The sequence below is a fragment of the Cypionkella sp. genome (genome assembly GCF_036782355.1).
In the GTDB taxonomy this organism is placed as follows: Bacteria; Pseudomonadota; Alphaproteobacteria; order Rhodobacterales; family Rhodobacteraceae; genus Cypionkella.
Genome location: NZ_DAIPZF010000016.1, coordinates 1 through 13582, shown reverse-complemented (window position 1 = coordinate 13582; position 13582 = coordinate 1). Strand labels below are relative to the sequence as shown.

The following is a 13582-nucleotide window of genomic DNA, read 5'->3' as shown; positions in this document are numbered from 1 at the left end:
ATTTATCATGCTCGACTGGATGGCTTGGACCACCGCGACCGCTGCCTTTTTCGTCTGTATCGCTTGCCTTTTGGTGATCTTTACGACGCTTGCGATCAAATACCCCGAGACGCCGCGCATAGGGGTGCTGCGGATCGAGACCACACGGGGGGATCGTCTGTTCATCACACTTCTCGGCTCTGCCTTTATCAATCTGGCATGGCTGGGGCTCGAGATAGCACCGCAACCCTATGCGATGCTTGCCTGCCTGATCTACGCCGCAGCGGTCTTTCGCTGGGTGTAATCAGTTTCGCCGCGGCAGGTGCATCTGCACCGGCCGTATAGCTACGGTTCTAACGGGAGGAAACCAAGTGAACCTTACTCTAAAATCCTCAACAGCTCTGGCGCTTGCGCTGGGTCTGCTGGCGGGCCCGGCCATGGCCGATATGGACTCTGCCAAGACATTTCTAGATGCGGAAATCGGCGATCTGTCCACCCTCAGCCGCGCTGATCAAGAAGCGGAAATGCAGTGGTTTATGGACGCTGCCAAGCCCTTTGCGGGCATGGAAATCAAGGTGGCCTCGGAAACGCTGACCACGCATGAATACGAATCCAAAGTCTTGGCGGATGCCTTCACCAAGATCACCGGCATCAAGATCACCCATGATCTAATTGGCGAAGGCGATGTGGTTGAAAAGCTGCAAACCCAGATGCAGTCGGGCGAGAATATCTATGACGGATATATCAACGACTCGGACTTCATCGGCACCCATTGGCGCTATCAGCAGGTGCGCAACCTGACCGACTGGATGGCGAATGAGGGCAAAGACGTCACCAATCCGGGCCTTGATCTTGCGGACTTTATCGGCACCTCGTTCACCACGGCGCCAGATGGCAAGCTTTACCAGCTGCCGGTTCAGCAATTCGCCAACCTTTACTGGTTCCGTCAAGACTGGTTCACCGATCCGAAAAATATGGCCGATTTCAAAGCCCAATACGGCTATGATCTGGGCGTTCCAATCAACTGGTCGGCCTATGAAGACATCGCGGCCTTCTTTACCGGGCGCGAGCAGGACGGCAAGGCTGTCTATGGTCATATGGACTATGGCAAAAAAGACCCATCGCTGGGCTGGCGTTTCACCGATGCGTGGCTTTCGATGGCTGGGAACGGCGACAAGGGCCTGCCAAACGGCAAGCCGGTTGACGAATGGGGCATTCGCGTTGATGCCAATGATCGCCCTGTCGGGTCTTGCACCTCGCGCGGGGGGGACACCAACGGGCCGGCTTCGGTCTATGCGGTGCAGAAATACGTCGATTGGCTGAAAGCCTATGCGCCACCTGCCGCCGCTGGCATGGTGTTTGGTGAAGCAGGCCCCGTGCCTGCGCAGGGTGAAATCGCTCAGCAGATCTTTTGGTACACCGCTTTCACCGCTGATATGGTGAAGGATGGCTTGCCAGTCGTGAACGCAGACGGCACGCCAAAATGGCGGATGGCACCTTCGCCACACGGGCCATATTGGAAAGACGGCATGAAGCTGGGCTACCAAGATGTGGGTTCCTTCACTTTGATGAAATCCACCCCAGAAGATCGGGCAAAAGCCGCTTGGCTTTATGGCCAGTTCATCGTGTCGAAGACGGTTGACGTCAAGAAATCGCAAGTCGGTCTGACCTTCGTGCGCGAATCCACCATCCGCGACAAAAGCTTTACCGAGCGTGCGCCAAAGCTGGGTGGCCTGATCGAATTCTACCGCTCGCCGGCGCGCGTGCAGTGGACGCCAACCGGCACCAACGTGCCTGACTATCCAAAGCTGGCACAGCTGTGGTGGCAGAACATCGGCGATGCGTCTTCGGGGGCAAAGTCGGTGCAAGAAGCGATGGACAGCCTTTGTGCTGAACAGGAAAAGGTCATGAGCCGCATCGAGGCTTCGGGCGTGCAGGGTGATATCGGCCCGAAAATGGCCGAAGAGCATGATCTGGCTTGGTGGAATGCCGAGTCTGTCAAAAACGGCTCGCTTGCGCCGCAGATGATGCTGGAAAATGAAAAGGAACAGGGGCAGACCATCGCCTATGAAGACCTGATCAAGTCCTGGCAATAAGCCTGACGTCTGGGGCCAGATCTTGGCCCCAGACACCAAATGCGAACACCAAATGCGAAATTCTGCTTAAGTTAAGATCGGATTTTCGGTATTCGATACAGCGGCTGCACCCCGGTGTGGCCGCCTCTTTCAGCCCAAGATGGGGAATTTGCATGCGTTACGTCCTTGCAATAGACCAAGGCACCACCTCGACCCGCGCGATTTTATTCGATGCCGAGATGCGTGCGACGGCCCAAGCTCAAGAAGAATTCACCCAACATTTCCCGCAGTCTGGCTGGGTTGAACATGATCCCGCCGACCTTTGGGCGACCACGCTGGCCACCTGTCGCGCCGCGATTGCTCAGGCCGGGATTGGCCCACAAGACATTGCGGCCATCGGCATCACCAATCAACGCGAGACCGTGATCGTCTGGGACAAAGCCACCGGCGCGCCGCTGCATAACGCAATTGTCTGGCAAGACCGCCGCACTGCGGATCTGTGCCGTGATCTGCGCGAGGCTGGCCACGAGCCGATGATCACCCACCGCACTGGCCTGCTGCTGGACCCCTATTTCTCGGCCAGCAAGCTGAAATGGATCCTTGATCACACCCCCGGCGCGCGCGACCGTGCCGCCAAGGGCGAGCTGTTGTTCGGCACCGTTGACAGCTTTCTGATCTGGAAACTAACCGGCGGGGCCGTGCATGCCACCGACGCCACCAATGCCGCGCGCACCATGCTTTACGACATTCGCAAGGGCCGCTGGAGCCAGACAATCTGCGATCTTTTGGGCATTCCGATGCAAATGCTGCCGGTGGTCAAAGATTGCGCCGATGATTTTGGCGAAACTCTGCCTGCGTATTTTGGCGCTGCGATCCCGATCCACGGGGTGGCGGGCGATCAGCAAGCGGCGACGGTTGGGCAGGCTTGCTTTCAGCCCGGCATGTTGAAATCGACCTATGGCACGGGCTGCTTTGCGCTGCTGAACACCGGCGACACGCCGGTGACCTCGACGCATCGGCTATTGACCACCATCGCCTATCAGCTGGACGGCAAGCCGACCTATGCGCTGGAAGGCTCGATCTTTGTGGCGGGGGCTGCGGTGCAATGGCTGCGCGACGGGCTTGGCCTGATCAAGGCCGCAGCCGAGACGCAGGTGCTGGCCGATCAGGCCGACCCGCAGCAAAATGTCATTCTGGTGCCGGCCTTTGTCGGCCTTGGTGCGCCCTATTGGAACCCCGATTGTCGCGGCGCGATGTTTGGTTTGACCCGTGGCACTGGGCCCGCGGAAATGGCCAAGGCGGCGCTGGAAAGTGTCGGCTATCAGACCCGCGATCTGCTGGATGCGATGTCGGCCGATTGGCAGGCCGAGGGCGTGCAGCCGGTGTTGCGCGTCGATGGCGGCATGGCGGCCAGCGATTGGGCGATGCAGTTTTTATCCGACATCATCGCAGCGCCAGTTGACCGCCCGAATATCCACGAGACCACAGCGCTTGGCGTGGCGTGGCTTGCGGGGATGCGGGCGGGGATTTACCCCGATCAGCAGGGCTTTGCGCAAACTTGGGCGCGCGAGACTCAATTTACTCCGCAAATGGACGATGCCCTGCGCCAATCAAAATACGCTGCGTGGAAAAAAGCCGTGCAGGCCACCCTCAGCGTCTAAAGGACGACCATGACCGATATGACACTGCGCCGCTATTTGACGGCAAGCGAGCAACCCGCCAACCTGATCTTTCTGCTGGAAGACATCGCAAGCGCCTGTCGCGTGATCGCAACGCTGGTGCGAGAGGGGGCTTTTGCCGGCAATCTTGGCTCGGCTGGCGCGGTCAATGTGCAGGGCGAGACCCAGAAAACGCTGGATATTTTGGCCAATGACGCCTTTGAGCGGATCTGTTCAAACAGCCCGCGTCTGGCAGCGCTGGTCTCGGAAGAGGTCGAGGAAGTGACCTGGTTGAAAGAGCCCGAGGCCGGCGATTATCTGCTCTATTTCGACCCTTTGGATGGCTCGTCCAATCTGGATGTGAACCTGTCGGTCGGCTCGATCTTTGCGGTGATGCAGGTGGAAAAAGACGGTGATCGCAATGTTTTGCACGCGGGCAGGCGGCAGCTTTGCGCGGGCTATGCGCTTTATGGCCCCTCGACCATGCTGGTGCTGACCGATGGCACCGAGGTGTCAGGCTTTACCTGCCAACATGGCACGGGCGACTTTTTGCTGACGCATCCAAAGATGCAAGTGCCTGAAGAAACGTCGGAATTCGCGATCAACACCTCGCGCTACCGCCACTGGGATGCCTCCATTCGCCGCTATGTCGATGAATGCGTGGCGGGCGAAGAGGGGCCGCGTGGGCGGTCTTTCAACATGCGCTGGACGGCGTCGATGGTTGCGGAAATTCACCGGATTTTGACGCGCGGCGGGGTGTTTTTGTATCCGGCTGACCGCGAAAATCGCAAAGCAGGCGGCAAATTGCGGCTGATGTATGAGGCCAACCCGATGGCGATGATCATCGAGCAGGCGGGCGGGGCGGCGACGACTGGCCTTGCGCCGATATTGGACATCGCCCCCACTGGGCCGCACCAGCGCGTGCCGGTTATCTTGGGCTCGAAGGCCGAAGTCGCGCGGCTGATTGCCTATCACGAAACCGAAAAGGCGTAACCCATGGCCCTTATTTCGCTGCGTCAGCTTCTTGATCATGCGGCAGAGCACGGCTATGCGCTGCCGGCTTTCAACGTCAACAATATGGAACAAATGCTGGCGATTATGGCTGCTGCTGCGGCAACCGACAGTCCTGTGATCATGCAGGCCAGTCGCGGCGCGCGCGCCTTTGCCAATGACATCGTGCTGTCGCATCTGATCCGCGCCGCGATCGAGCTTTACCCGCAGATCCCCGTTTGTATGCATCAAGATCACGGCAATTCGCCGGCCACCTGTATGTCTGCGATAACAAACGGTTTTTCTTCGGTTATGATGGATGGGTCGCTGCAAGCCGACGGCAAGACCCCTGCCGATTTTGCCTATAACGTCGCGATCACTGCCAAAGTCACCGAGATGGCGCATCTGGTCGGCGTCTCGGTCGAAGGCGAGCTTGGCCATCTTGGCTCGCTTGAAACTGGCAAGGGCGAGGTCGAAGATGGCCACGGATATGAGGGCAGCTTTGATCGCGCCTCGCTCGTGACCGATCCCGAGGAGGCGGCCGAATTCGTGCGGCTGACGCGGGTTGACGCTTTGGCGGTGGCGATTGGCACCTCGCATGGCGCCTATAAGTTTTCGCGCCGCCCTGATGGCGAGATTTTGGCGATGGAGGCGTTGAAGCAAATTCACGCCCGCATTCCCGACACGCATCTGGTGATGCATGGCTCGTCCTCGGTGCCGCAAGAGTTGCAGGATAAGATCAACGCTTATGGCGGCAAAATCGCGCCCACTTGGGGCGTGCCAGTCGAGGAAATTGAGCGTGGCATCAAGTTTGGCGTGCGCAAAGTGAACATCGACACCGATTTGCGCATGGCGCTGACGGGCGCGATCCGCAAGGTTTTTGCTGAAAATCCTGCTGAATTTGATCCGCGTAAATATCTGGCGCCCGGCGTCGAGGCGATGGCTGCGGTCTGCCGAGATCGGTTTGAACGTTTTGGCGCAGCCGGAATGGCCAGCAAAATCGTGCCCTTGCCACTGTCCCAAATGGCCAAGCGCTATGTCGCCTTGGTCGCGGGGTGAGCGCGCCAATGTTTTCTTTTTTCAGCCCGCAAGTGCTTCATTTCGGTCGCGGCCAAAGCCAGCAAACCGCAGCTTTGGCAAAATCTTTTGGCACCAATGTCTTATTGGTTCACGGCTCTCGACCCGCGCGGGCCGAATGGCTGCTGCAATCTGGGCGTGACGCGGGCTTGACGATGAAAACGCTTAGCTGCGCGGCAGAGCCTAGCCTGCCTGATGTGGAACTGGCGCTGAAGCAGATCGCTGGGTTTTCGCCAGATGTGGTGATCGGGCTTGGTGGCGGCTCGGTCTTGGATTTTGCCAAGGCTCTGGCTGCGCTGATCGGCTGCACCGGCGCGCCGCGCGACTATCTCGAGGTGGTGGGGCTTGGGCGTCCGCTTGATGTGGCGCCAATCCCGCTCATCGCGCTGCCAACCACGGCGGGTACGGGGGCCGAGGTGACCAAAAATGCGGTGATTTTGGTGCCTGAATTCGGCATCAAGGTCAGCCTGCGTGATCCGCGGATGGTGCCGCAGATCGCGATTGTCGATCCAGATCTGATGCAAGGTGCCCCAAAGCGCGTGGCTTTGGCGGCCGGATTGGATGCGCTGACGCAGGTGATCGAGCCCTATCTTTGTCTGCGCGCAAATCCGATGACCGATGCCTTGTGTCATGCAGCGATACCAACCGCTCTTGGGGCTCTGCGTGATCTGGTTGAAAAAGATGCGCCACTGGCTTGGGACAAAATGGCTTGGGTCAGCACCTGCGGCGGTCTTGCCTTGGCAAATGCCGGATTGGGGGCCGTGCACGGTCTGGCGGGGGTGATCGGCGGCAAAACCAAAGCGCCGCATGGCGAGATTTGCGGCGCGCTTTTGCCCGCAGTTTTACGCTCGCATTTCCGCAAAGCCGAGCCCCGTAGCGAGGTGGCGCAGCGTCTGCACTGGATTTTGCAGCATATTAACGCCCAGTTTTCGCAAACACCCGCAGATGACGGCCTGGCCACTTTGCAGCTTTGGACGAAAAATATGGGGTTACCGGGGTTGCGCGAAATCGGTCTTGCCCTGTCTGACGGCCCGCAGATTGCAACGGCTGCGGCAAATGCCTCTTCAATGAAGGGCAATCCTTTCGTGCTGTCGCAGGCGGAGTTGTTAGAGATTTTACACGACGCCTTTTAGGTTAAAGAAAAATTTCGATAGTCCCCGTCTCGGGCGGTTGCCCCGATCCTTCTCCAGAAATGCTATTGGCCACATCTTGCAGATGCAGCACTGCCAAAGCCTCGGACATTTCGATGGGAACATCGCAATAGGCCGAGGAGATATGCGCTAAGAACCGGCCTAGGTCGCCGATTTTCTGGGTCATCAAATCCATGCCCTGCAAAGAATGGAAGGTTTCAAGATCCAGTGGTGATTGCGAGGCGGCCATCGTGTGCTGAATAATCGCCTCTAGCGCGGCGCTCGTCTCGGCAATCGTGGCCATTTCCTGCCCGATGCGGGCAAGAACCTCCCCAAGCATATCTTTCATAGGCGACCTACGACGGCTTCGATACATTGGCGGATCTGTGGCGTCGAAAAGGGTTTGCGCAGAAAGTTGTTCATCCCAAGTTTGCGGCCGGTGGCGATGATCGTCTCGTCTAGCCTGCCGCTGACCAGAATAAAACCAATGCGCGAGGTCAATTTATTCGCCCTTAAGGCTTGCAGCAATTGCAGGCCATCCAAACCAGGCATGTTGTAATCTGAAATCACCAAGTGCACTGGGCGGCTTGAAATAGCCTTAAGCGCATCTTGGCCATTGCTTTGAAAATCAACCTTTTTAAGACCAATTTCTTCCAGGGCCATGGTGATCAAGCCTCTGCTGGTCGACATATCATCGACGACCATGATTGATAGGGTTTCTTTAAGAGACATGGCAATTCTTTCAGGTAAGGGGCAGGGTGGGTTAGCCGCGCCGGAACGTGGTGCGATCGATCAATTTGACCCGATCAGTTTGGCTGGGGGGCAGGCGTTCGGAATGGCCGATAAACAGCAGCCCTTGCGGCGGCAAAAGGTCGATCAGCCCGCTCCAGATCGTCAGCTGGACTTTGTCATCCATGTAGATTGCGACATTGCGACAGAAAATTGTCTGGAAAGGGCCTTTCGTCGGCCAGGGCTCCATAAAATTCAAATAGCGCACGGTGATCAGCTGGCGAACCGCCTGCGGCATGGTGAACATCTCGTCGTTCTCATGAGCTTCTGCCAGCATCAGTTTGCGGATCGGTTCGGGAACGGCGTCAAGCCTGCCCTTTGGATAGCGGCCAGACTCAGCCGTTTGCAGTGCTGGGGCGCAGATATCGGTTGCCAAGATGCGCACATCATAATTGGCAACATCGGGCCAGTGGTAGAGCAATGTCGCGGCAAGGCTGTAGGGTTCTTCCCCCGAAGAGCAGCCCGCAGACCAAAGTCGAATTCTTTCGCCATTCTTCGCTTTGCGCATCAACTCTGGCAGCTGTTGCTCTACGAAAATATCAAAGTGATAGGGCTCGCGATAAAATCGCGTGGTGTTTGTGGTCAGCGACGAAATCATCGTGTTGAGATCGTCACTGTGCTCTGGCTGACCAACCCATCTGAGGTAGCTTTCAAAATCGGACAGGTGCAAGGCTCTGAGATGCTTGACCAGCCGCGACACCACCAAAGAGCCGTTATCGGCGGGCAGATTAATTCCGGTTTTCGCATAGAGGATGCGGGCAATTTCTGCATAAGTCTCCGGCGCACAGCTTGGTGCCGATTTCATATGTACCTGCGACTTAGAGGCAGGGCTCATTCGGAGTCGTCCTTCAGAATCGGGGGGAGAATCGTTGAAATATCAATCAGGCGCAGCATCCGGTCATCGATTGCGATGACCCCTTTGATGAACATAATTGTCGATTTTGACGTCACTTCGGGTGTGGGCTGTATCGAGCTTGGGGCAACACCGATGATATCTGCAACAGATTCTACCAAAAAACCAACGGTTTGCAGGCCCACAACGGCGATGACGATGACATGTCGATCGCTTGGCAGCGTGGCGCCCAGACCCAATCGGCTGGCAAAATCTACAATAGGCACAATCGCACCGCGTAGATTGATCACCCCCAAGACAAAGTCAGGGGCATGCGGCAAGATGGTTGCGGGTGACCAGCTTCTGATCTCGCGGACATAGCTGATGTCCAAGCAAAAATCCTGTGCACCTGCCCGAAATGCCACGAGTTCAAGCTCTTCATCTTGGTTTTGTATAGCGGCGGGCTGCATGGATTAAATCTCCTCAGCAAAGGGTGTGAGATCGGAGGCGGTGCCGCTGTGCAACGCCGCTTCCTCTGGATCGATGATGAGCGCAACTTTGCCATCGCCAAGGATTGTGGCTGCCGCAACGCCGCGAACTTGCCCGTAATTGTTTTCCAAGCCTTTAATAACGACCTGTCTTTGGTCATGGATATGGTCGACAGCCAAAGCCCAAAGCTTGTCATGATCATTTTCGACCAGCAAATATACCAGATCGGCCAGGTCGCTGGGTTGGTCGCGATAGCCAAAGACCTGGCCCAAATCGATGATCGGGATAAAGCGATCGCGCACCGATAAGACATGTCGTCCGCCGCTCATCCGATGAACATCACTGGCCTTGGGCCGGATCGTCTCCACGATTGTCGCGATCGGAACCACCATCGTATGGCCTGAGACATCCACGACCATGCCATCTAAGACCGCAAGTGTCAGCGGTAGGCTGATCGAGATTGTCGTGCCACTGCCTGGTTCAGAAGTGATTGCAATCCGGCCACCCAGCTTTTGCACGGAACTGCGCACCACATCCATGCCGACGCCTCGGCCAGAAAGATCTGTAACTTTTGGTGCGGTTGAGAAGCCGGGCATGAACAAAAGCTTGTCGATGTCTGAATTGGACAGCACAGCATCATGCGCAACCAGCCCCTTTTTTATTGCGATTTCAAGAACTTTTGGGCGGTTAATTCCTGCGCCATCATCGACAACCTCGATGATCACCCGTCCAGAGCGATGGGCCGCGCGCAACAGCAGATTTCCCACTTCGGTTTTGCCGGCGGCTTTACGCGCTTCGGGGGGTTCAATCCCATGATCCACCGAGTTTCGGATGATATGGGTCAGCGGAGAGACCAAACGCTCGATAACCGTCTTGTCAACTTCGGTCGCTTCGCCTTCGGTATCAAAGCGCACGGCTTTTCCAGCGAGATCGCCTGCTTCGCGTGCGATCCGCGCCATCCGTTGAAACAGAGGTTTGACCGATTGCGCTCTGATCGCCATCACGCCTTCCTGAATTTCCCGCGCGAGCGACATGAATTCATCCAGACTTGAACTTAGCGCGCTGGTCAGCGGAATATTTGCGGCCTTGATACCCTGGGTCAGCACTGCTTGATTGATCACCAATTCGCCAACCACATTGATCATGCGATCGACATGATCAAGGTCAACGCGGACCGTCGCTTTCGCGCCAGTGCCCTCTGCATTTGCTTCGGTCTGCTTGGTCTTTGGGGCTGGGGGCGGTTGATCCTGAGGGTCTGGCTCGGCATTGGTCTCGGCGGCGGCTTCTGTAAGATTGAACAGCCCTGGAACGGCAATTGGGTCGTATTCTGTTTCGCTTTCGCGCAGCGTGATGCTCAACTGGCAAAGCCCATCGACGAATTCAAAAATCTCCCAGATCGCGGCTTCGGGTTCTGCAGTGGTTAACTCGATCGCCCAGGAAAGCTGGCAATGGCTGGCATCAAGGCTCTCAATGCCTTCAATTTTACTTTTGTCTGCGCTGACGTGTAGTTCGCCCAAATCTGACAATTCGCGAAAAAGATGCACCGGATCGCTGCCATTTGCGAAAAGTTGGTCCTGTGCCAAAAATTGGATCAGATAGGTGACTTCGCCCGCCGGATCAGAGGGCACTGCAAAATCGAAGGACATCGCCATCGGAGCGAAAGCCAGATCTCCATCTGGCTCAGGGTCGGGCGTCGTCGTAACTGCGGCGCGCTGTCGAGACATATCCAAAGCTTCGAGCCTAGAGAGAATCTGTGCAACACTCTCACTTGCGGGTGGCCGGTTTTCGCGCGCGGCGCCAACCAGATCGGCAAGCTGATCTGCCGCGCGCAAGAAGACCGTTGCCACATCGGTGGTCATTTCCAACCTGTTCGAGCGTACATCATCCAGCGCGGTTTCGAACCGATGGGCAAAACGCACCAATGTTTCAAGGCCAAATGCCGCAGCACCACCTTTGATGGAATGGACGGCGCGAAAAACCGCATTGACGGTTTCACTGTCTTGCGGCTCCCCTGCTTCCAGAGCCTCGCTTAAGTTTTGGAGGCCGTCATCCAGCGATTCCAGAAGGTCATCACATTCCTGAAAGAATGTTTGCCGGATATCATCGAGTGTACTCATGCTTCCCTCAAATGGCTGCGATTCTACGAATGGCGCTGACCAATTTGCCATCGTCAAAGGGCTTTACGATCCAGCCAGTTGCCCCAGCTTCGCGCGCCCTGTTTTTCAAGTCTTGGGCGCTTTCCGTTGTTAAAATCAGAACAGGAAGCGTTTTGAAGGCCTCGCTTTGTCGGATCGATTCCAGAACGCCAAAACCGTCAAGGCGCGGCATATTGATATCAGTGATCACCAGATCGGGGTGGCAGTGATCTAGGGCCTCTATCCCTGCGACGCCATCGTCTGCGAGGTGGACCTCAAACCCTGCATTGCCCAATGCGTGCCTAAGCATTTCTCTGATGGTACGAGAGTCGTCGATAGCAAGGATTTTCAGCGTCATTGCAGAGGTTCCATTTTCATAAGAAGGTCACTGACCCCCAAAAGCATCAGGTCATTGGCAATTTCGCCGCTGCCGATGATTTCGAAGCCAAGGCCAGAGCGCATCCAGGATTGTTGTGCCGAGACCAGAATATTGGCGCAAAGCGCCCCGATGCTTTGACAATGCTGCGCATCGATGTTCAGTGCGCTGCCCTGAAGACTGCGGATCTGCTCCAGCAGAGTGCTTGCCGCAGCGGTATCGGCCTTGGCCGGCAGGATTATATTTGAACGCATGGATCTAATCCTTGAACAATGTGATATCTTGCGAAAATTGAGGCGATTGCGAGACTTGTGGTGCGTCGTCCTCTGGTAAAAGCCTTTGTTGGGCAAAGCCGGTTGTTGGCCAAAATCGGACCCGCCGCGCCATTGTGCCGCCTAGGCTTTGGGCAAGAACTGGAATGTCTTCTGCCTTTAGGAAATGCAGCGCGAACTCTGCATTCGCTTTCCCAATGCGCCCAAATCTATTTTGCATCATAGCGCCGCCAAAGATTTTTGCCTTTAGCCGATGTCTTTGTGCGCCAATTTTCAGAAGATCGTTGATCAGCAGTTCCATCGCATGCAAGCCATGGCGATAGCCCTCTGCACATTTGTCTGGTTCATTTGCCAGCAAAAAGTGGTTCATCCCGCCAACTTGCGCAACATCATCCCAAATACAGGCTGAGACACAAGAGCCCAAGATCGTCATCATGATGGCATCGGGATCGCCCGAGGTTTTGAATGACCCCTGGATTACATGTATTGTGTTGGCCTTAGACGGGTCATGTGGCGGTGGTGGAGAGGGCACTGGGATAGGTCCTGTCATTCAGATGGAGGCATTTTGCGCAGGGTGGGGCGTGGTCATCTAGAAATCTTCCCACCCTGCTGCCACTGATTGTGCTGCAATTTTTGCAGGTCGCGCGGAATTCGGGTGCGATTGCTGCGGCACAACTGTTGGGGCTTTTGCCCGCATCGGCACGACGCTGAGATTTCTGCCACCTTCTGAGACCAGTTTGAAATGGGAAACTGTTTCTACAAGTGCAACGGCATCTTTACGCAGGCTTTCACTGGCGGCCGTTGTCTCTTCTAGACGCGCGGCGTTTTGCTGTGTCGATTGATCGAGCTGATTTACTGATTGGTTGATTTCAGCCAAATTTAGCGACTGTTGTTGCGAGGATTCGGCAATTTTGGAGACGAGCCCAGAGATTTGCGACACAGAACTCACGATCGAGCGCAACGCATTGCCGGTCCTTCCGACCAGATCGACGCCCTTTTTTACTTGCCCGCCACTTTTGGCGATCAATTCGTTGATCTCGCGTGCGGCGTCTGAAGACCTTTGAGCCAAGGCCCGCACCTCGGAGGCGACCACGGCAAAGCCGCGACCCGCATCGCCTGCACGCGCAGCCTCAACGCCTGCGTTCAGAGCAAGAAGGTTGGTTTGGAATGCGATATCATCAATGACTTTAATGATTGACGTGATCTTCTCAGAACTTTCAGAGATTTGATCCATCGCAGATACGGTTTCCAGAACCACATCGCCGCTTTGTTCGGCATTTTGCTTGGCATCTCTGACGGCCATATCCGCTTCGGCCGCGCCCTGAGCTGCGATTTTTACGGAGGAAGTCAACTCGTCAAGGGCTGCTGCTGTTTGCTCGAGGGTCGAGGCGGTATTCTCGGTCCGCCGTGATAGGCCATCCGCTGTGTTCGAGATATCGCCAGACTCATTTTTGATATTCTCGGCATTTTCGGCGATTTCGCGCATTGCAGAACCAAGCGTCTCAACCGTCTGGTTATAATCCAGCCGCAAGTCTTCGTAAGCACCTGCGAAGGGCTTTTCGATTAGCGAAGTTAGGTCGCCCCCACTGAGCTGTCGCAAGCCTACGCGCAGTGCATCGACAACCTGAGATTGCTCATGCTCCAAAGCCTCTCTGGCTGTGCGGGTGCTTTGCATTTCTGCGAGTTGAAGCGTGATGTCACGGCCCAGCAACATAAAGCGGATAGGTTTGTTGCTGCTGTCCCGAACACAAGAGAAGCTGCCCTCAACAATAACTGTAGT

The 13582-nt window shown here is 56.2% G+C and carries 15 protein-coding genes; 6 read left to right on the top strand and 9 right to left on the bottom strand.

The genetic code is table 11. The features are described from left to right. Window positions 1-7: 7 nt before the first annotated feature. From V7Q10_RS07965 to V7Q10_RS07940, 6 genes are all read left to right on the top strand, one after another. Window positions 8-283: a DUF2160 domain-containing protein gene (locus V7Q10_RS07965; RefSeq protein WP_333868542.1), complete on the top strand. Its 276-nt coding sequence runs from the start codon at window positions 8-10 to the stop codon at window positions 281-283. A 133-nt stretch (window positions 284-416) separates the two neighbouring features. Beyond that, the gene (locus V7Q10_RS07960) at window positions 417-2075 is read left to right on the top strand and encodes an ABC transporter substrate-binding protein (RefSeq protein ID WP_333868596.1); all 1659 of its coding nucleotides are present in this window, start codon (window positions 417-419) and stop codon (window positions 2073-2075) included. Between the two features lie 152 nt (window positions 2076-2227). Next, on the top strand, window positions 2228-3715 hold the full coding sequence (glpK, locus tag V7Q10_RS07955; RefSeq protein WP_333868541.1) for a glycerol kinase GlpK: 1488 nt from the start codon (window positions 2228-2230) through the stop codon (window positions 3713-3715). 9 nt (window positions 3716-3724) lie between these two features. Next, on the top strand, window positions 3725-4705 hold the full coding sequence (locus V7Q10_RS07950) for a class 1 fructose-bisphosphatase (RefSeq protein ID WP_333868540.1): 981 nt from the start codon (window positions 3725-3727) through the stop codon (window positions 4703-4705). A 3-nt stretch (window positions 4706-4708) separates the two neighbouring features. Further along, window positions 4709-5761, top strand: coding sequence for a class II fructose-bisphosphate aldolase (fba, locus tag V7Q10_RS07945; RefSeq protein WP_333868539.1), 1053 nt, complete (start codon window positions 4709-4711; stop codon window positions 5759-5761). Between the two features lie 8 nt (window positions 5762-5769). Beyond that, on the top strand, window positions 5770-6912 hold the full coding sequence (locus V7Q10_RS07940; RefSeq protein ID WP_333868538.1) for an iron-containing alcohol dehydrogenase: 1143 nt from the start codon (window positions 5770-5772) through the stop codon (window positions 6910-6912). Window position 6913: 1 nt separating this feature from the next. Here V7Q10_RS07940 and V7Q10_RS07935 read toward each other — a convergent pair whose 3' ends face one another. The 9 genes from V7Q10_RS07935 to V7Q10_RS07895 all read right to left on the bottom strand — a co-directional run. Continuing rightward, a complete protein-coding gene (locus tag V7Q10_RS07935) occupies window positions 6914-7258 on the bottom strand; it encodes a hypothetical protein (RefSeq protein WP_333868537.1) in 345 nt (114 codons plus the stop codon). Further along, a complete protein-coding gene (locus tag V7Q10_RS07930) occupies window positions 7255-7641 on the bottom strand; it encodes a response regulator (RefSeq protein WP_333868536.1) in 387 nt (128 codons plus the stop codon). The genes V7Q10_RS07935 and V7Q10_RS07930 overlap by 4 nt, the downstream gene beginning before the upstream one ends. A 31-nt stretch (window positions 7642-7672) precedes the next feature. After that, window positions 7673-8533 carry a CheR family methyltransferase gene (locus V7Q10_RS07925; RefSeq protein ID WP_333868535.1) on the bottom strand — a complete coding sequence of 287 codons (861 nt, stop codon included), beginning with the start codon at window positions 8531-8533 and terminating at the stop codon, window positions 7673-7675. After that, window positions 8530-9000 (bottom strand): chemotaxis protein CheW, encoded by a 471-nt coding sequence (locus V7Q10_RS07920; RefSeq protein WP_333868534.1) that lies wholly within the window; start codon window positions 8998-9000, stop codon window positions 8530-8532. The genes V7Q10_RS07925 and V7Q10_RS07920 overlap by 4 nt, the downstream gene beginning before the upstream one ends. 3 nt (window positions 9001-9003) lie before the next feature. After that, window positions 9004-11136, bottom strand: a complete 2133-nt coding sequence (locus V7Q10_RS07915) for a chemotaxis protein CheA (protein ID WP_333868533.1) — start codon at window positions 11134-11136, stop codon at window positions 9004-9006. Between the two features lie 7 nt (window positions 11137-11143). Then, window positions 11144-11512, bottom strand: a complete 369-nt coding sequence (locus V7Q10_RS07910; RefSeq protein WP_333868532.1) for a response regulator — start codon at window positions 11510-11512, stop codon at window positions 11144-11146. Beyond that, the gene (locus V7Q10_RS07905) at window positions 11509-11784 is read right to left on the bottom strand and encodes a hypothetical protein (protein WP_333868531.1); all 276 of its coding nucleotides are present in this window, start codon (window positions 11782-11784) and stop codon (window positions 11509-11511) included. Before V7Q10_RS07905 ends, V7Q10_RS07910 begins: the two co-directional genes overlap by 4 nt. A 4-nt stretch (window positions 11785-11788) precedes the next feature. After that, a complete protein-coding gene (locus V7Q10_RS07900) occupies window positions 11789-12238 on the bottom strand; it encodes a chemotaxis protein CheD (protein WP_333868530.1) in 450 nt (149 codons plus the stop codon). Window positions 12239-12391: 153 nt separating this feature from the next. Beyond that, window positions 12392-13582 (bottom strand): methyl-accepting chemotaxis protein (locus V7Q10_RS07895; protein ID WP_333868529.1); only part of this gene is annotated, 1191 nt, incomplete at its 5' end.